We start from the raw sequence: 18157 nt of genomic DNA on the forward strand, positions 1-18157 counted from the left end.
AGGGTCAGGAGCGGTCGAGGACGGCCTGGGCCTCTTCGGCGGCCTTCTCGAGAGCATCCTTCGCGGAGAGGTCGCCGCGCAGAGCCGACTGGATGTACGGGGCGAGCACGGCCATCACCTGGCGGGCGGCCGGGTTGGGCTCGCCGGGGTTCGCGACCTTCAGAGCCGCTTCGTATGCCGCCCTGTCCGCCTCGGGGCCGGCGATCTCGACGTCTGTCCGGGACGGGAAGTTGCCCGCCGCGGCGTTGAGCTCGGTCTGGAAGTCCTTCGAGGTCAGGAAGGCGAGCACGGACGACGCGGCCGCCCTGTTCTCGCTCTTGTTGATCGACGTGAGGGACAGCAGGCCGGGGTTGCCGTACGTGGCCTGCGTCTCGCCCTCCAGAGGCGGGCCCACCACGACGTTCTCCTCGCCGAGGGCCGCACGCATCTGCGCCAGCTCCGACGGCTGCGTGGTGGGGCGGATGCCGACGGTGCCGGCCGCGAGCGGCGAGCCCTCGATGCCGACCGACTGGGTGGCGGCGTCCGCGGGGAGGCCGCCCTCCTTCTGCAGCTCGACGAGGAACTCGAGCGCCTCGACGCCCTCCTTCGAGTCGAAGGCGATCTCGGTCCCGTCGTCGGAGAACACCGTGCCGCCCGCCTGCCAGAGGAACGGGTAGAAGCTGAGGTTCAGCGTCTGCTCCGGCGTGCCCAGGTAGTCCATCACAGCGATGCCGCTGTCGGCGAGGACGGGGGCCGCCTCGCGGATCTCGTCCCAGGTCGTCGGCAGTTCGAGACCCGCCTCATCGAACACCGTCTTGTTGTAGGCGGTCGTGAAGACGTTCTGGAACAGCGGGACGCCGTACAGCTCGTCCTCGAACGTCGCGGCCTCCAACGTGGCAGGGAAGAACGCGTCGCGCTCGTCTTCGATGGCGTCGTCGACGGGGAGCAGGCCACCCACGTTGAGGTAGGTGGCCGCCTGATCGGGGGTGATCAGGACGATGTCCGGACCGGAGTTCGCGGCGAGCGCGGCAGAGATCTGCTCGTCGCGCTTGTCGAAGGTCTGCAGCTCGATGGTGAGGTCGACGTCGGGGAACTCCTTCTCGTAGTCGGCCTCGGCGGTCTCCCAGAAGTCCTTGCTGGCGGCCTCGTCGCGGATCACCGGGTACATCCAGAGGGTGACCTCGCCCTTCAGGGCTGCGTCGTCGCCGCCGGCGTCGGTGTCGGCAGCGGGGGCGGAGCAGGCGGTGAGGGCGAGTGCGGCGACGGCGGTGACGGCCGCCGCTCGGGCGATGCGGTGCTTCATTGCAGTGATCTCTCTCTCGGGTGGGGGTCAGGTGCGAGCGCCGATCGACGCCGCGGAGTGCGTGCGCGCGATCTGCTCGAGGGTGGTCAGGGCCAGGGCGTGGCGGGGGGAGGCCGGGCGGGACAGCAGAGGATCCTCGGTGTCGCGCATCCAGGTCCACAGGGCGTCGGCGAACGCGGCGACCCGTTCCTTCCAGGCGGGGTCGTCGATGAGGTTGACGAGCTCGTCGGGGTCGGCGGCGAGATCGTAGAACTCCATGACCGCGCTCGTCCCGATGGTCGGTCCCGTCAGATCGACGGGGATGCTGCGGTGCATCCACGACTGGGTCGGGTCCATCGCGCGCGGCGCGTTGGACAGGTTGAGGATCAGCTTCGCATCGGCGGAGCGGACGGAGCGCTTCGGGTCGAAGTAGGTGTGATAGCTCAGCTGCCCGTAAGCGAAGGGGCGGGCGGGCGCATCCTGCTCGACCAGGCTCACCAGGCTCGTCCCGGCGACGTCGGCGGAGGGGGCGGATGCCGTGAGCTCCAGGAGCGTGGGCACGACGTCGACGTGGCTCACGAGCCCGGTGATGCGCCGCGCCGTCCAGGCGGGTCGGCCGGGCACACGCAGGAAGAGCGCGACGCCCACGCCCGCGTCATAGAGCGTGCACTTCGCCCGGGGGAGGGCCAGGCCGTGGTCGGTCGTGAAGACCACGATCGTGTCGTCCGCGAGGCCGAGACGCTCCAGCTCGGAGAGGATCGCGCCGACGCCCTCGTCCATGTGGCGGACGGCGCCCTGCAGCTCGGCGATCTCCTCCTGGGCGTCGGCGGTGTCGCTCAGGTACGACGGGACGGAGACCCCGTTCGTCGAGTCCGGCTCGACGCGATCGCCGAGGAAGCCCATGATCCCGGCGCGGTCGCGGGCGGAGGGGCTGCGGTGGGGCTCGTGGAATCCCACCTGGAGATAGAACGGCCGGTCGGATGCCGAGGCGCGCTGCAGCGCGTCGATGGCGCGCTCGACGACGACATCGCGGTCGCCTCCCGTGCGCACCCGGTCGAAGCCGAGTCGTGCGGCGAGCTCCTCGTCGGGGAGCGCGCGCGATTCGTGATGCACGCCGATCAGCTCGGTGCGGTAGCCGGTGCGGTTGAGCCGATGCGCGATGTGGGTGGTCGGATCGACGAGGTCCCAGCCGAAGGGCTCGTGCGTGAGGCCGAGCACGCCGTGGCGCTGCGGGTACGCGCCGGTGAAGAGCGATGCGCGTGCCGGGCTGCAGTGCGGGGATGTGGCGAACGCCGCATCGAACACCGTCGACTCGGCAGCGAGCGCGTCGAGGTGCGGTGTCGTCACCGTGGTCACGCCGTAGGCCCCGAGGAAGCGGCCGAGGTCGTGGCAGTGCAGGAGCAGGATGCTGCGCGCCATGCTCAGCCCATCCTCTCGAGTGCGTCGGCGGTCACCCGGTGCTGCAGGTCCTCGTCGGCGAGGAAGCGGGCGATCTCGCCGATCACGATCCGTCCTGCACGCGAACGCGACTCCCTGGTCGCTCCGGAGACGTGACCGGTGAGCAGGGCGTTGGGCAGCGAGCGCCAGCGGTCGTCGTCCGGGAGCGGCTCGCTCTCGAACACGTCGAGGGCGGCGTCGAGCCGGCCGGAGGTGACCTCGTCGAACAGCGCGTCCATGTCGACGAGCGACGCGCGCGCCGTGTTGACGAGTGCCGCACCGTCCGGCATCGCCGCGAGCTCGCGGCGTCCGATCATCCCTGCGGTCTCCGCCGTGGCGGGGGCGTGGATCGCGACGACGTCGCTGGACGACAGGAGCTCGTCGAGGGGTGCCGCCAGCGTGCTGAGCGGGTCGTCTTCCCGCAGGTACGGGTCGAAGACCTGGACGTCGGCGCCGAGCGCCGTGCACATCCTGATGTATTCGCGGCCGGTGCGCGACGCGCCGATCACCGCGATGCGGCATCCGCTGATCTCCCTGGCGCGGGTGATGTCACGGGCCGCGGCCCACGGGATGCCGTTGCGCAGGGCATGGTCCATGCGGTGCACACGGCGCAGGAGGGAGAGGGTCAGGGTGAGCGACATCTCGGCCACGGCGGGTGACATCGCGGCGCCCGCCTGCGAGATCGGGATGCCGGAGGCCCAGAACTCGTCGCTCACGATGCCCCGTACCGACGAGGCTGCGTTCACGACGAGCCGCAGCTGCGGCATCCGGGCGAGCATGTCGGCGTCGAGTCGGGGGAAGCCCCAGGCCACGACCGCGATCTCGGCGAGCGAGACGGCATCGGAGCTGCGCGCGTCTTCCGGCTCGACGATGTCGATGCCGGCCGCGTGGAGCGAGAGGTCCTCGTGCGCCCCTGCCGGGAAGAACGCCGCACTCTCGGCGCTCCCGACGCTCAGCAGCAGCCTCGACACGCGGCTCTGCGGGTATGGGTCCGCCCGGACATCATCGTTCGACATGCCAGGAAGTCAATCAGCCGTGATTCGTTTTGTCAATGACAAAAATAATAGAATGAGAGCATCGGCTGAACGATGAGGAGCGGCGATGGTGCACGGGGTCATGGATGTCCGGCTGCTGGCGCGCGTGGGGAGCAAGGCTCTCATCCGCGAGATCAATGAGGCCCTCGTGCTGGATGTGGTCCGTCGCAGCGGCACGACCTCGCGCGCCGAGGTCACGAGCGTCACCGGCCTCAGCCCCGCGACGGTGACGGGGATCACCAGCCAGCTCGTCCGCGATGGACTGCTGATCGAGAGCGAGATGCTGCGGGGGACGGGAGGGCGCCCCGCTCGGCTCATCGAGCTCGGGCGCGATGCGGTGGTCGCGGCGGGCGTCCGTCTCTCGCCGGACGGCGTCGAGGTCGCCCTGGTCGACCTGAGGGGCGACGTCGTCTCGATGCGCACCGCCCCGTTGACCGCGACCGATCCGGAGTCCGCCGCCGACGCGGTCGTCGCGATCGTGGATGCCGTCGCGGCAGAGCATCCGGCATCCGCACTCCGCGGCATCAGCGTCGCGCTGTCCGGGATCGTGGATCGCCCGCGCGGGATCGTCCGCCACAGCGGCGCGCTCGGCTGGCAGGATGTGCCGTTCGCGCGGATGGTCGAGGACCGCAGCTCCGGGCGCGTGGTGATCGACAGCCTGGTGAACAGCTTCACCGCGGGGCTCGTCCTCCTCGACGCGGATCTCGCGGAGCGCGACGTGATCGTCGTCAGCGTGGGGGTGAGCCTCGGGGCATCGATGCTGGTCCACGGGCGCATCCACCGCGGGTTCGGGGGATCGGCCGGCGGATTCGCGCACTCCGCCCTCGGCGATCGGGACGGCGGTCGGCCGTGTCACTGCGGTGGCTCCGGGTGCCTGGAGACCTGGAGCAGTGTGTGGGGCATGCAGCGCGAATCCGAGCGGCGCGGGGGTGCGGCCGATCTCACCGAGAAGGTGGCGCAGGACGTGCTGGCCGAAGGCGGCCGCCAGCTCGGCATCGCGCTCGCCAATGCCGGGAAGATGTTCGGCCCCGAGCGCATCGTGCTGGTGCTCTCGCCCGAGGTGCGGGTCCCGGCCTTCCAGGAGAGCTGCGAGCAGGCGCTCGCCGGCGAGTACGTCTACGGCGACGGCACCGCTCCCGGGCTCGTGACCGTGGCGGCCGACAGCGACGTCTTCGCGCGCGGCGCCGGATACGACATGGTCACCGAGCTCTTCACCACGGATCGCGCCGACCCCCGCTGACGCCGGCTGACGGGCGAGCGCGGGTGTCAGGAGGTGGGCAGGTGCCGCTTGAGGAATCGTCGGATGGTGGATATCTGGATCCGTGTGATCGGCAGCGACTCGGCTCTCTGATCCAGGATGACCGCGTCGAGGAGGTTCGCCTCCAGCAATGCCTGCACGAAGTCGCGATCCTTCTCGCGTGCTGCGACGAGTTTCGAGAGCGCGAGATCATGAGGGTCGAGACAGTGCGCGCGGGCCTCGCCGGCATCGACATGCTCGAACGGAACGACCCGCCCTCGCCAGCCCTCAGGGAGGATCGCGGTCGCGACACTGACCCCTTGGGCGTAGTAGCCGTGCGTTTGGTCGAACATCGACAACTCGCCGATTGCTCCATCGAGACGATCGGCGAGCAGGTCCTGCTCGTCGTTCCAGAAGGCGATGTCCGCTTCGCGAGAGACCATCGCGAGCGGCGGGAGGTCGTGCTCTGCGAACGCTCCGTGGATCGCTTGACTTCCGATCACGAGGATCTCCGGATCGGCGATGCGTGCCGCAGCGCGGAGAAGATGAGCAAGATCCGCGCGTCTCATCGTCTGGCAGCCGAGTCGCGGAAGGCATCCAGCACCTGCTGCCGGTCATGGTCGGACAGGACGCCGGCGAACGGGGAGTTCTGGCGGAGTTCGCGAGCGTGGACGGTGTCGGACGTGAGCGCGCGGAGAACGCCGAACAACGGTCCGTCGAGAAGATCCGCCCACTCCTTGGTCCATCGATTCGGTCGTGCGGTCTCCGCGAGCGTGGTGTGTGCGGCTTCGAGAGTGCGCCGCGGATCTCGCACCAGCTCGCCTGCGACGGCGATTCCCAACCAGAGACTGCGCTCCTGATCTCGCGTCGATCGCACGGAGGCGCTGCGGACGGCGAGGAGGTCGCCTCGGCGCACGCGTCGGTGCGTGCCGATTCTCGTAGCAGGAAGGTCGCCGCGGTCGATCAGATTGACCACATGTTGGCGGGATGCTCCGAGCAGTGCAGCCGCCTCGCCGGTGGTGAGCAGCTCGTCGCCGTCCAACGCGTCTGTGAGCGAATGAAAAGAGTCGCGCATGTCGTCAGACTTCCAGGTAAACACCAAAAACGCAATATATAACCACATATAGCGATTTTGGTGCTTGCTCCCTGGGTCGCAGGTTGCTCGCGCACACCGTATCCGTTTCGGCCCGACCCGTCGGCTCGCCTGTCATGCATGCGTATGCCAGACTTCGACGGAGGCGCGGCGAGCGCGCCGATCGAGGAGTGACATGGCCGACCGCATCCTGACCACGCACGTCGGATCCCTGCCGCGCAGCGCTGCCGTGACCGATCTGGTCTTCGCGCAGGAGCGTGGCGACGCCGTCGATGCGGCGCAGTTCGACGCGGTGATCGGTGCCGCGGTCGAGGAGTGCGTCGGCCGGCAGGCGGCCGCGGGGATCGACCTCGTCTCGGACGGCGAGATGTCGAAGATCTCCTACGCGACCTACATCAAGGACCGCATCACGGGGTTCGACGGGGACAGTCCGCGCACACCGCCGGCCGACCTGGAGGAGTTCCCCGGGTTCCTGCGGCGGCAGGCGAGCAGCGGAGGCACGCCCACGTACCGCCGGCCCTGCTGCGTCGGGCCGATCGCCCCGAAGACGCTCGCGCCGCTGGAGGCCGATCTGCGGCATCTGCAGGCGGCGGTCGACCGGCACCGCCTCACGGGCGCGTTCATGAACGCGGCGTCGCCGGGGGTGATCGCGCTGTTCCAGCCCGATCGGCACTACGGCGATGAAGACGCGTACCTCGAGGCGCTGGCCGAGGCCATGCGTCCGGAGTACGAGGCGATCGTGGCCGCCGGGTTCATCCTCCAGCTGGACAGCCCCGACATCGGGCTCGGCCGTCACATGACCTACAAGGACCGGACGGATGCCGAGTACCTGCGGGTCGTCGAGCGCCACATCGAGGTGCTCGACCACGCGCTGCGCGACGTGCCGGCCGACCGGGTGCGGATGCACGTCTGCTGGGGCAACTACGAGGGGCCGCACCACCGCGACATCGAGATGCGCACCATCCTCCCGGCCCTGATGAAGGCCAAGCCCCAGGGGCTGCTCTTCGAGGCGTCGAATCCCCGCCACCAGCACGACTGGCAGGCGTTCCGTGATCTCGCGCATCTCGTGCCCGACGACCGCGTGCTCATCCCCGGGGTGATCGACTCGACGACGAACTTCATCGAGCACCCCGAGGTGGTCGCCCAGCGCATCGAGCAGTTCGCCGCCCTCGTGGGCCCGGAGCGCGTGATCGCCGGATCCGACTGCGGGTTCTCGACCTTCGCCGGATTCGGCGCCGTCGACCCGGACATCGTCTATGCCAAGCTCGAGACCCTGTCGGCCGGGGCGGCGATCGCGAGCGCGCGGCTGTAGCAACGGGCGGGTTGCGGCATCCGACGGTTCATGCCATGATCTCGGAAAGCGCTTACCCATCTCGGGACGCACCCACTTCCAGAGAACGGACCATCACCATGACGCAGACCCCCACCCGCGAGATCGGGATCATCATGAACGGCGTCTCCGGGCGCATGGGCTACCGGCAGCACCTGGTGCGCTCGATCCTCGCCATCCGCGAAGAAGGCGGCATCGAGCTGCCCGACGGCTCCCGCATCACGGTGAAGCCGATCCTCGTGGGACGCAGCGAGGCCAAGCTCGCCGAGCTCGCCGCGAAGCACGGCATCGAGGACTGGACGACCGACCTCGACGCCGCCCTCGCCGACCCGCAGTGGGAGATCTACGCCGACTTCCTCGTGACCAAGGCGCGTGCCACGGCGATCCGCAAGGCCATCGCCGCCGGCAAGGCGATCTACACCGAGAAGCCGACCGCCGAGTCGCTCGACGAGGCGCTCGAGCTCGCCCGCCTCGCCGAGAGCGCGGGCGTCAAGACGGGTGTCGTGCACGACAAGCTCTACCTCCCCGGTCTGCAGAAGCTCAAGCGCCTGATCGACTCCGGGTTCTTCGGACGCATCCTCTCGGTCCGCGGCGAGTTCGGCTACTGGGTCTTCGAGGGCGACTGGCAGCCCGCCCAGCGCCCGAGCTGGAACTACCGCACCGAAGACGGCGGCGGCATCATCAGCGACATGTTCCCGCACTGGAACTACGTGCTCGAGAACCTGTTCGGCGAGGTGAAGAGCGTCTACGCGCAGGCGGCGGTGCACATCGCCGATCGCTGGGACGAGAAGGGCGAGCACTACACGGCCACCGCCGAGGACGCCGCGTACGGCATCTTCGAGATCGAGGGCGGCATCATCGCCGAGATCAACTCCTCGTGGACCGTGCGCGTGAACCGCGACGAACTCGTCGAGTTCCAGGTCGACGGCACGCACGGATCCGCGGTGGTCGGCCTCTTCGGCGCCAAGATCCAGCCGCGCAACGCCACCCCCAAGCCGGTGTGGAACCCCGACCTGGAGGACACCCGCGACTACGACGCCGACTGGCAGACCGTGCCGACGAACGAGGTGTTCCTGAACGGCTTCCGCCAGCAGTGGGAGGAGTACCTGGTCTCCTTCGTGGAGGGCACCGACTACCCGTTCGACCTGCTCGCGGGCGCACGCGGGGTGCAGTTCGCCGAGGCCGGCCTGACCTCGAGTGCCGAGGGTCGCAAGATCGCGCTGTCGACCCTGAGCCTGGACTGACCCGATGAGCACTCTCCGACTCCTCGCGGCCGACGGCTCGGTGACGGATGCTGAGCTGAACGCGGGCGGCGCCTTCGCGCGTCCGGCATCCGCTCTGCAGAGCCGCGTGGCCTACGCGGCCGCGCACGTCGTGCCGAAGACCCATGCCGACAACACTCCGGGGCAGCCCGCCGACATCGACTGGGATTCGACGCTCGCCTTCCGGCGGAACGTGTACTCGTGGGGGCTCGGCGTCGCCGACGCCATGGACACCGCCCAGCGGAACATGGGTCTGGATGCCGCGGCGACCCGCGAGCTGATCGCGCGCAGCGCCGAGGTCGCCCGGGAAGAGGGCGGCTCCGTCGTGGTCGGCGTCAACACCGACCATCTCGCTGAGACGCACGTCTCGCTCGAGCAGGTCATCGATGCCTACAAGGAGCAGCTGCACTTCACCGAGGAGCAGGGCGCCGGCCCCGTGCTGATGGCCTCGCGTCACCTCGCGCGGATCGCGACGGGTGCCGACGACTACCGGCGCGTGTACCGGTCGGTGCTCGAGTCGGCGACGGTCCCCGTGGTGCTGCACTGGCTCGGCACGGCATTCGACCCGGAGCTGGCGGGATATTTCGGGGCGGAGGACTGGCAGACGGCATCCGAGGTCCTGCTCGAGGTGATCGGCGAGAACCCGGGCAAGGTCGCGGGCGTCAAGATGAGCCTGCTGAATGCGGAGTCCGAGATCGCGGTGCGCGAGCGCCTCCCGGAGGGCGTGCGCATGTTCACCGGCGACGACTTCAACTACGTGAGCCTCATCGGCGGCTCGTCGGTCATCGAAAGTGGGAGCGAAGCGAGCGCGACGGAACGTCCTGCACGCATCTATTCCGACGCTCTGCTCGGCGCGTTCGCGGCGATCACGCCGGTGGCGTCCGCGGCGATCCAGGCGCTCGACGCCGGCGACCACGAGTCGTACCTGCGCATCCTCGGCCCGACGGAGGAGCTCAGTCGGCAGGTCTTCGCCGCACCGACGTTCTACTACAAGACGGGTGTCGCCTTCCTGTCCTGGCTCAACGGCCACCAGCCCGCGTTCCAGATGGTCGGCGGCCTGCACTCGGCGCGGAGCCTGCCGCACCTGAGCCGCATCGTCGAGCTCGCGAACGCCTCCCTCGCCCTCGAGGACCCGGAGCTCGCCCGCGAGCGCTGGCACGGGATGCTGCGACTGGACGGAGTGGACGTATGACCGGCCCCGACCCCCGCCTCTCGATCAACCAGGCCACCATCAAGCACGCCGATCTGGCGACGGCGCTGCGGGTCACCGCGGATGCCGGCATCCAGGCCATCGGCCTCTGGCGCGAACCGGTGAACGAGGTCGGGCTCGACGTCGCCGCCCGGATGCTGGCGGACTCCGGCCTGCGTTTCACGACGCACTGCCGGGGTGGCTTCTTCACCCTCCCGGCCGGCCCGGCCCGCGACGCCGCGCTCGACGACAATCGCCGGGCGATCGAGGAGACCGCGGCGCTCGCCGCCGCCGGCGCCGACGGATCGACCGCTGTGCTCGTGCTCGTCGCCGGCGGACTTCCCGAGGGGTCGCGCGATCTGATCGGCGCGCGCGAACGGGTGCGCGACGCGATCGGCGCACTGGCCCCCGACGCCGAGGCTGCGGGAGTGACGCTGGCGATCGAGCCGCTGCATCCGATGTACGCGTCCGACCGGGCCGTCGTCTCGACGCTCGGACAGGCGCTCGACATCGCCGCCGACTTCGACCCGGAGGTCGCAGCCGTCGCCGTCGACACGTTCCACATCTGGTGGGATCCGCAGGTGCTCGAGCAGATCGCCCGTGCGGGCCGCGAGGGGCGCATCGCGACGTACCAGGTGTGCGACTGGAGGACGCCGCTCGCCGCGGACGTGCTGCTGTCGCGGCACTACACCGGGGAGGGCGTGATCGACTTCGGCTCGCTGACCCGCGCGGTGATCGAGACCGGGTACGACCGCGACATCGAGGTCGAGCTCTTCAACGCCGACATCTGGGCGGATGCGCCGGAGGACGTCGTGCGCCGGACGGCGGAGACCTTCGCCGCGGCGGTCTCCCCGCACCTGCGCTGAGAGGATGAACGCATGACCGTGATCAGGCCGGGACTGTGCTCGGTGACGTTCCGCGGCCTGACTCCGGAGCGGATCATCGCGCTGGCGGCGGATGCCGGGCTCGAGGCGATCGAGTGGGGCGGCGACGTGCACGTGCCTCCGGGCGACATCGCCCGCGCGACGCAGGTGGCGAAGGCGACGACGGATGCCGGGCTGGCGGTCGCCTCGTACGGCTCCTACTTCCGCGCCGGAGCCGACGAGCCTCTCACCCCGGTCCTCGACAGCGCCGAGGCGCTCGGTGCCGATCGCATCCGGATCTGGGCGGGCTCGGTCGGTTCCGGCGAGGCCACGGCGGGCGACCGGGCGGCGGTGGTCGAGCGGCTGCAGGCCGCGGCATCCGAAGCCAGGGCGAGAGGGATCGGTCTCGCCCTCGAGTTCCACTCCGGCACGCTCGCCGACACGGCGCCCGCCACCCTGCGTCTGCTGGACGACGTCGCCGATCCGGGCCTGAGCACCTACTGGCAGCCGACCGTCGACGCATCGGTCGACACCGCGATCGACGAGTATCGGGCGCTCGCCGACCGCACCAGCGCCGTCCATGTCTTCTCCTGGTGGCCGGCGACCGAGCGGCTGCCGCTCCGTGCGCGCGACTCGCTCTGGACCCGGTTCTTCGCCGAGGCGAAGGGTGTCGCGGACCCACCCCGCGACGCGCTGATCGAGTTCGTGCCGGGTGATGATCCGGAGATGCTCCTCGGGGAAGCCGCCGCGCTGCGCGCCTACGTCGGACGACTCGGGTGAGCGCGCTCCTCCCAGTAGGCTCTCGATCATGAGCGCGTCTTCGCCGCCCCCGGGTCCTGCGTCCGCCTCGCGCGCGGGACGGTCCGCTCGAGGAGCCGCGGCGACGCTGCACGACGTCGCCCGAGCGGCGGGTGTCTCTCTCGCCACGGCCTCGCGGGTCCTGAACGGGTCGGAGCGCAAGGTCGCCGAGTCGTTCCGCGCGCGGGTGGAGGCGGCAGCGGCAGACCTCGGCTACACCGCCAACGTCTCGGCGCAGGCCACCGCCCGCGGGACATCGCCCGTGATCGCGCTGCTCGTCGCCGACATCGCCGACCCCTACTTCGGGTTGATCGCCTCCGGCGTCGCCCGCGGCGCGGATGAGCACGGCCTGGTCGTGACGATCGCGATCACCGAGCGCGACGCCGCGCGGGAGGCCAGGATCGTCCGGGCGCTGCGTGGACAACGACCTCAGGGGCTGATCCTCGCGGCATCGCGCACCGAGGAGCCGATGGAAGCGGAGACCGCACGCGAGCTCGGCGAATACACCAGGCTGGGCGGCCGCACGGTCACGTTCGGCCCGGACGGTCTCGGTGAGCGCCGAGTGGAGATCGACAACAGGGCAGGCGCCGAGGCCCTCGGGCGCCGCATGGCGGAGCTCGGATACCGCACGGCCGTCGTGATCGGCGCGGCAGAGGGCGTGCGCACCTCGGATGAGCGCCTCGACGGTTTCCGCGCGGGCTTCGAGGCCGCGGGGGGAACCGTCGAACGCGTGCTGCGCGGCGACTTCCGACGGGAATCCGGGTCCGCCGCGATGAGCGAGGCCCTCGTCGAGGGTGTGCAGAAAGGGACGCTCGTGTTCGGGATCAGCGATGTGGTGGCGATCGGCGCGATGTCCGCGATCCGCGACGCCGGCAGGCAGGTCGGCGCCGACATCGCCGTCTGCGGCTTCGATGACGTGCCGTCCAGCAGCGACGTCACCCCGGCCCTCACGACCGTGCGGGTGCCCCTGACCGAGGTCGGGTACCAGGCCTTCCGCGCGACGGTCGATCCGGACTGGCAGCAGCCGCCGCTGCCGCTCGAGGTCGTCGTGCGCGCGAGCACGCCGGAGGCGACGGCATGACCCGGATCGTGCTGGCTCCGGACAGCTTCAAGGGGACGATCACGGCAGTGGATGCCGCGGTCGCCCTGCAGGCCGGATGGACCGAGGTCGACCCCGGCGCGGAGTTCGTGCACCGTCCGATGGCGGACGGCGGCGAAGGAACGATCGCGGCCTTCGAGGCGGCGGTTCCCGGCTCCCGGCGCATGCCCGTCACGGTCGAGGGGCCCACCGGCGCGGACATCGACACGTCGTGGCTGCTTCTGCCGCCGACCGCCGACGCGGCAGGCGGGACCGCCGTGATCGATCTCGCTTCGACGTCGGGCATCGAGCTGCTCGACACGCTCCGCCCCTGGGATGCCGACACGACCGGCTTCGGGCAGGCGATCGCCGCCGCTCTCGACCACGGCGTCTCGCGGGTCGTCGTCGGCATCGGGTCCAGCGGCTCGACGGACGGCGGGACCGGGATGCTCGCAGCTCTCGGCGCCCGATTCCTCGATGCCGCGGGCGCCCCCGTCGCGCGAGGTGCCCGTGGGCTCGCCGACATCGCCTCGATCGATCTGTCGGGTCTGCGCGCCGCGCCCGACGTGCGCGTGCTCACCGACGTCACGAACCCGCTGACCGGCCCGCGTGGCGCGTCTGCCGTCTTCGGCCCGCAGAAGGGGTTGAACTCCGTCGCCGACATCACTCTCGCCGACCGCGGGCTCGGACAGCTCGCGGCACTCCTCGGGCTCGACGCGGATCTGCCCGGCACGGGCGCGGCCGGCGGCACCGGAGGGGCGCTCGTCGTCTGGGGAGGCGTGCTCGCCCCCGGAGCCGCCGAGGTGGCGGAGCTCATCGGCCTCGCCGATGCGATCGCCGACGCCGACGTGGTCATCACCGGCGAGGGCTCGTACGACGGTCAGTCCGGCGACGGCAAGGTCCCGTCGTTCATCGCCTCGCTCGCCGCGGAGGCCGGTGCCAGGGCGATGCTCGCCGCGGGACGCATCACCGCCGATTCCGACACCAGCCTGTTCACGGCATCCGCTTCGCTCACCCACCTGGCGGGATCCTCGGATGCCGCCCTCGCCGAGCCCGCCCGCTGGCTGCGCGAGGCCGGCGCGGCCCTCGCCCGCAGGAGCTAGCCGCCGAGTGCCGCCGACACGACCGCACGGGCCTCGGCCTGCACCTCGGCGAGGTGCTCGGGGCCGCGCAGGCTCTCGGCGTACAGCTTGTAGACGTCTTCCGTGCCCGACGGGCGCGCCGCGAACCAGGCGTGCTCGGTCTGCACCTTGAGACCGCCGATCGCCGCACCGTTGCCCGGCGCGTGCGACAGCTTCGCCGTGATCTCCTCGCCGGCGAGCGACGTCGCGGTCACGGCATCCGGCGCCAGCTTCGACAGCGTCGCCTTCTGGTCGGGGGTCGCGGGGGCGTCGACGCGCTGATAGGCCGAGGAGCCGAAGGCCTGCTCGAGCTCGGCGTAGCGCTCCGAGGGGGTCTTGCCCGTCACGGCGATGATCTCGGCCGCGAGCAGGCAGAGCAGGATGCCGTCCTTGTCGGTCGACCAGACGGAGCCGTCCTTGCGGAGGAACGACGCCCCCGCGGACTCCTCGCCGCCGAACGCGACGGAGCCGTCGAGCAGACCCGGCACGAACCACTTGAACCCGACGGGCACCTCCAGCAGGCGCCGGCCGAGCGACTCCGCGACGCGGTCGATGATCATCGACGACACGAGGGTCTTGCCGATGGCCGCATCCCGCGGCCACTCGTTCCGGTGCGAGAACAGGTAGTCGATCGCGACCGCGAGGTAATGGTTCGGGTTCATCAGACCCGCATCCGGGGTGACGATGCCGTGCCGGTCGGCGTCGGCGTCGTTACCCGTGAGCACGTCGTAATCGCCCTTCTTGGCGACCAGCGACGCCATCGCCGACGGCGACGACGGATCCATCCGGATCTTCTCGTCCCAGTCGAGCGTCATGAATCGCCAGGTCGGGTCGACCTCGGGGTTGACGACCGTGAGGTCGAGGTCATGGACCTCGGCGATCAGCGCCCAGTACTCGACGGATGCTCCGCCGAGGGGATCGGCGCCGATGCGCACGCCCGCGCGGCGGATCGCGTCGATGTCGATGATCGAGGGGAGGTCGCGCACGTACGCGTCGCGGAAGTCGTAGCCGGTGATCGCGTCCCAGTCGACGTCGGCGAAGCGCTCGCGCTTCACGCCCTCGAGTCCGTTCGCGATCAGCTCGTTGGCACGGTCGGCGATCCAGCCCGTGGCATCCGTGTCGGCGGGGCCGCCGTGCGGCGGGTTGTACTTGAAGCCGCCGTCGCGCGGCGGGTTGTGCGACGGCGTCACCACGATGCCGTCGGCGCGGCCCGCATTGCCCTCGGCCGGTCCGAGGACCCGGTTGTACGTGAGGATCGCGTGGCTGAGCGCCGGAGTCGGAACCCACGCGTCGCGCGAGTCGACGCGCACGTCGACGCCGTTGGCGAGGAGCACCTCGATCGCGCTGCGCTCGGCGGGCAGCGACAGGGCGTGGGTGTCGCGACCGAGGAACAGTGGGCCGGTAATGCCCTGCGAGGCGCGGTAGTCGACGATCGCCTGCGTGGTGGCGAGGATGTGCGTCTCGTTGAAGCTGTTCGACAGCGAAGAGCCGCGGTGGCCGCTGGTGCCGAAGACGACCCGTTCGGCGGCGACCTCCGGGTTCGGCACGCGGTCGTAGTAGGCGGCGATCAGCTCGTCGACGTCGATCAGGTCAGTGTCCTCCGCGGGGAGGCCGGCACGGCTCGTCATCCCCACAGTCTGCCCTCTGGGCGGCCGGAGTGCATCCCCGTTGACACGCCTGGTCGCGATACGGGCGTCACGTTACTGTGGCCTCGTGATCTACGAGGAGCGGGCGATTCCCGCAGGACTGGAGCAGGCGGTCTCGCGCCTCTGGTTCCTCGAGGCGCCGCGGGAGCGTCGCTACGAGAAGATCCTGCCGCTCCCGTTCGTCCACTTCATCGTCAACCTCTCCGACCCCTATGCGCTGTACGACCGCGACGGTCGGGGGACCGTGGTCTCCGCCGCATTCCTCTCCGGCATCCAGACGGAGTATCTCGTGATCGAATCGCCGCCGATCATCCGGCACGTGGGGGTCGAGCTGCGGCCCGAGGGGCTGAGCATCCTGACGCGCACGCCGGGTGCGCAGGTCGCGCGGCGTGTGCAGGATGCGACCGCCGTCGTGCCGGGCAGCGACCGGCTGGTCGCGGCGCTGCGCGGCGAGGCGTCTGCGGAGGCCGCGCTGAACGTGCTCCAGGACTTCCTCGTGGAGCGAGCGGTCGACTGGAGCCCCGACGAGGTGGTGCGGCACGCGCTCGCCTCGCTGCGCGAGGAGCCGGAGCGCCTCATCGGCGATCTCGCGCGTGCCGCCGGCGTCTCGCACCGCACGCTCATCTCCCGATTCCGCAGCGTCACCGGCCTGACGCCCAAGGAGTACGCGCAGGTCGACCGGTTCCATCGCTTCCTCGGAGCGGCGATCGCGGACGCCGCTGCCGAAGAGGCTGCGCCGGGGCCCGTCGCCGCTCCCGACTGGACGGCGCTCGCCGGGGCGTCGGCGTACTACGACCAGCCTCACGTCATCCGCGCCTTCCGCCGGTTCTGCGGATGGACGCCCACCGAGTACCACCGGCGGATCGCCGAGTTCGGACCGGATGCCGCCTACTTCGTGCCGCTCGACGAGATCCCCGATGCGGCTCAGGCGCGATCGTAGGCGTCGTGCAGCCAGCCGGTCAGCTCGGCATCCACCTCGTCGACCGAGGTCAGGTCCACCCGGTGCGTGCACATCCCGGTGGCTGCGCGCAGGCGACCGGTCGGAGCGGCTCCGCGCAGGTTGAGGCCGACGCTGATCCGCGTGGCGCTGGGCGCCTCGATCAGCGCGAACTGCTTGCTTCGGCGCAGCGAGACCCCGGTCTTCTTGGGCGACACCTCGACGTCATCTCCGAAGGCGGATGCCGCGGCGACGAGGCGCTCGTACACCGGACGCAGCGCGGCCTTCCGACCCTCGTACTGCGCGTCGACGAGGCCGTCCGCCGAGACATCGGCCCCCTGTGACCGGTGCAGCTTCACGATGAGGTTGGCGAAGCCGTGCGTCACCCCGTGCTCGGTCTTCAGGAACGCGACGGCCGTCGCATGCCGGTCGATCGCTGCGGCGTCGAGCTCGGCGAACCAGTCGGGGAGCTCCCGTCCGGTGCGCGCGGGGAGATTGTCGATCATCGTCTGCGTCGCAGCATCCACGTCCATGTCCGAAGACTAGGCGGCTTCGCCCGGTGCGCGATTGTACGGAATTGACCTCCGCACGCGAGGGATAAGGTGAGACGCGTGACTGAACGCCGCACCTACAGCTACCTCGGCCCCGCCGGAACCTTCACGGAGGCGGCACTCGACCAGGTCGCCGAGGCGCGAGGGCAGGACTGGCGCCCCGTGCACAACGTCGGCGAAGCGCTCGACGACGTGCTCGAGGGGCGCAGCGACGCCGCGATGATCGCGATCGAGAACTCGATCGAGGGCGGCGTCTCCACCACGCAGGACGCTCTCGCGACGCTGCCGGGTCTGCGGATCATCGGCGAGTACCTCGTGCGCGTGAACTTCGTGCTCGTCGCCCCGCGCGGCACCACGCTCGACCAGGTCGAGGTCATCGCGGCGCACCCGGTCGCCTACGCGCAGTGCCACGGCTGGCTCGGCGCGCACGTGCCGTCGCACTCGCACGTGCCGGCGGCCAGCAACGTGGCGTCCGCGATCGGCGTGCTCGACGGCACGCTTCCGGCGCAGGCCGCCATCGCGGCGCCCGGCATCGTGAAGCACTACGACGTCGACGTGCTGGCCGAGGGCATCGGCGACAACGCGCAGGCCGTGACGCGCTTCGTGCTCGTCACCCGCACCACGACGCCGCCCGAGCCGACCGGTGCCGACAAGACCTCGCTCATCGTCGAGCTCCCGCATGACCACCCCGGATCGCTCCTCGAGATGCTCGAGCAGTTCTCGACGCGCGGCATCAACCTGTCGCTGATCGAGTCGCGGCCGATCGGCGACGAACTCGGCCGCTACCGGTTCGTGATCGACGCCGACGGCCACATCGAGCATGAGCGGATGGCGGACGCCCTGCTCGGCATCCGCCGATTCAGCCCGCGCGTCGTCTTCCTCGGCTCCTACCCCCGCGCGGATCGGCAGATCGTGCAGTACCCCGATCGCTACGCCGACGATGTGTTCGTCGAAGCGCGCGACTGGCTGCGAGGCATCCTCTCGGGCGAGCCCGAGGCCTGACCCTCGGGCCCGGGCGGGCGACGGGTCAGTGCTCCTGGAAGCGCGGCCAGTCGCTGCCCGGCGCCATGTGGGAGTGCAGGGCGCCCTTGGCGGATGCGAGGCTCGGGTACGTGCCCGTCGCGGCATCCGATCCCGTCATCGTGACGACGTAGCCGTCTTCGTCGTGGCGGATGCTGCCGACCACTCCGTTCGATCCGTAGGCGACCCAGAGGGCGAGGGTCTTGGTGCTGCTCATCGTCGGAACTCCTTCCACTGCCATGACACGGCCGGTGACCGTGCTCGTGACGCTACGCCTCGCGCACGCCGAGCACCAGGCCT

General features: G+C 70.5%; 18 protein-coding genes. 10 read left to right on the top strand and 8 right to left on the bottom strand.

The window, feature by feature from the left end; genetic code table 11:
• Positions 1 to 4: 4 nt before the first annotated feature.
• From MRBLWH11_RS08370 to MRBLWH11_RS08380, 3 genes are read right to left on the bottom strand one after another with little or no spacing between them, the layout of a single operon-like run.
• Entirely contained in the window at positions 5 to 1282 is a 1278-nt protein-coding gene (locus MRBLWH11_RS08370; RefSeq protein WP_341947512.1) for an extracellular solute-binding protein, read from the bottom strand.
• A gap of 27 nt (positions 1283 to 1309) precedes the next feature.
• Positions 1310 to 2680, bottom strand: coding sequence for a sulfatase (locus MRBLWH11_RS08375; protein ID WP_341947513.1), 1371 nt, complete (start codon positions 2678 to 2680; stop codon positions 1310 to 1312).
• A gap of 2 nt (positions 2681 to 2682) precedes the next feature.
• On the bottom strand, positions 2683 to 3714 hold the full coding sequence (locus MRBLWH11_RS08380) for a hydroxyacid dehydrogenase (RefSeq protein ID WP_341947514.1): 1032 nt from the start codon (positions 3712 to 3714) through the stop codon (positions 2683 to 2685).
• Between the two features lie 85 nt (positions 3715 to 3799).
• On the opposite strand from MRBLWH11_RS08380, the gene MRBLWH11_RS08385 reads away from it, so the two are divergent.
• On the top strand, positions 3800 to 4972 hold the full coding sequence (locus tag MRBLWH11_RS08385) for an ROK family protein (RefSeq protein ID WP_341947515.1): 1173 nt from the start codon (positions 3800 to 3802) through the stop codon (positions 4970 to 4972).
• Positions 4973 to 4998: 26 nt separating this feature from the next.
• On the opposite strand, the gene MRBLWH11_RS08390 is transcribed toward MRBLWH11_RS08385, so the two are convergent.
• Positions 4999 to 5538, bottom strand: a complete 540-nt coding sequence (locus tag MRBLWH11_RS08390; RefSeq protein WP_341947516.1) for a DUF6036 family nucleotidyltransferase — start codon at positions 5536 to 5538, stop codon at positions 4999 to 5001.
• Positions 5535 to 6044: a helix-turn-helix domain-containing protein gene (locus MRBLWH11_RS08395; protein WP_341947517.1), complete on the bottom strand. Its 510-nt coding sequence runs from the start codon at positions 6042 to 6044 to the stop codon at positions 5535 to 5537. Before MRBLWH11_RS08395 ends, MRBLWH11_RS08390 begins: the two co-directional genes overlap by 4 nt.
• Before the next feature lie 193 nt (positions 6045 to 6237).
• On the opposite strand from MRBLWH11_RS08395, the gene MRBLWH11_RS08400 reads away from it, so the two are divergent.
• The 7 genes from MRBLWH11_RS08400 (at position 6238) to MRBLWH11_RS08430 (ending at position 13685) form a co-directional block, all read left to right on the top strand.
• Positions 6238 to 7374 carry a cobalamin-independent methionine synthase II family protein gene (locus MRBLWH11_RS08400; RefSeq protein WP_341947518.1) on the top strand — a complete coding sequence of 379 codons (1137 nt, stop codon included), beginning with the start codon at positions 6238 to 6240 and terminating at the stop codon, positions 7372 to 7374.
• A 98-nt stretch (positions 7375 to 7472) separates the two neighbouring features.
• On the top strand, positions 7473 to 8636 hold the full coding sequence (locus MRBLWH11_RS08405; RefSeq protein WP_116635443.1) for a Gfo/Idh/MocA family oxidoreductase: 1164 nt from the start codon (positions 7473 to 7475) through the stop codon (positions 8634 to 8636).
• A gap of 4 nt (positions 8637 to 8640) precedes the next feature.
• Positions 8641 to 9846 (top strand): dihydrodipicolinate synthase family protein, encoded by a 1206-nt coding sequence (locus MRBLWH11_RS08410; RefSeq protein ID WP_341947519.1) that lies wholly within the window; start codon positions 8641 to 8643, stop codon positions 9844 to 9846.
• A complete protein-coding gene (locus tag MRBLWH11_RS08415; RefSeq protein WP_341947520.1) occupies positions 9843 to 10709 on the top strand; it encodes a sugar phosphate isomerase/epimerase family protein in 867 nt (288 codons plus the stop codon). Before MRBLWH11_RS08410 ends, MRBLWH11_RS08415 begins: the two co-directional genes overlap by 4 nt.
• A 12-nt stretch (positions 10710 to 10721) precedes the next feature.
• Positions 10722 to 11486 (top strand): sugar phosphate isomerase/epimerase, encoded by a 765-nt coding sequence (locus MRBLWH11_RS08420; RefSeq protein WP_341947521.1) that lies wholly within the window; start codon positions 10722 to 10724, stop codon positions 11484 to 11486.
• Between the two features lie 28 nt (positions 11487 to 11514).
• Positions 11515 to 12585 carry a LacI family DNA-binding transcriptional regulator gene (locus MRBLWH11_RS08425; RefSeq protein ID WP_341947522.1) on the top strand — a complete coding sequence of 357 codons (1071 nt, stop codon included), beginning with the start codon at positions 11515 to 11517 and terminating at the stop codon, positions 12583 to 12585.
• Complete coding sequence (locus MRBLWH11_RS08430) at positions 12582 to 13685, top strand: glycerate kinase (RefSeq protein WP_341947523.1); 1104 nt, start codon at positions 12582 to 12584, stop codon at positions 13683 to 13685. Before MRBLWH11_RS08425 ends, MRBLWH11_RS08430 begins: the two co-directional genes overlap by 4 nt.
• Here the strand turns inward: MRBLWH11_RS08430 and pgm are convergent.
• Complete coding sequence (gene pgm, locus MRBLWH11_RS08435) at positions 13682 to 15331, bottom strand: phosphoglucomutase (alpha-D-glucose-1,6-bisphosphate-dependent) (RefSeq protein WP_341947524.1); 1650 nt, start codon at positions 15329 to 15331, stop codon at positions 13682 to 13684. The genes MRBLWH11_RS08430 and pgm overlap by 4 nt on opposite strands.
• 85 nt (positions 15332 to 15416) lie before the next feature.
• Here pgm and MRBLWH11_RS08440 point away from each other — a divergent pair, with 85 nt between their 5' ends.
• Positions 15417 to 16289, top strand: a complete 873-nt coding sequence (locus MRBLWH11_RS08440) for an AraC family transcriptional regulator (RefSeq protein ID WP_341947525.1) — start codon at positions 15417 to 15419, stop codon at positions 16287 to 16289.
• On the opposite strand, the gene MRBLWH11_RS08445 is transcribed toward MRBLWH11_RS08440, so the two are convergent.
• Positions 16274 to 16819: a DUF4287 domain-containing protein gene (locus MRBLWH11_RS08445; protein ID WP_341947526.1), complete on the bottom strand. Its 546-nt coding sequence runs from the start codon at positions 16817 to 16819 to the stop codon at positions 16274 to 16276. The genes MRBLWH11_RS08440 and MRBLWH11_RS08445 overlap by 16 nt on opposite strands.
• A gap of 69 nt (positions 16820 to 16888) precedes the next feature.
• Here MRBLWH11_RS08445 and pheA point away from each other — a divergent pair, with 69 nt between their 5' ends.
• The gene (gene pheA / locus MRBLWH11_RS08450; RefSeq protein WP_341947527.1) at positions 16889 to 17839 is read left to right on the top strand and encodes a prephenate dehydratase; all 951 of its coding nucleotides are present in this window, start codon (positions 16889 to 16891) and stop codon (positions 17837 to 17839) included.
• Positions 17840 to 17864: 25 nt separating this feature from the next.
• Here the strand turns inward: pheA and MRBLWH11_RS08455 are convergent, their stop codons facing one another.
• Positions 17865 to 18074 (bottom strand): methyltransferase, encoded by a 210-nt coding sequence (locus tag MRBLWH11_RS08455; RefSeq protein ID WP_116635448.1) that lies wholly within the window; start codon positions 18072 to 18074, stop codon positions 17865 to 17867.
• Positions 18075 to 18157 lie beyond the last annotated feature (83 nt).

The organism is Microbacterium sp. LWH11-1.2 (assembly GCF_038397745.1).
Classification (GTDB): Bacteria; Actinomycetota; Actinomycetes; order Actinomycetales; family Microbacteriaceae; genus Microbacterium.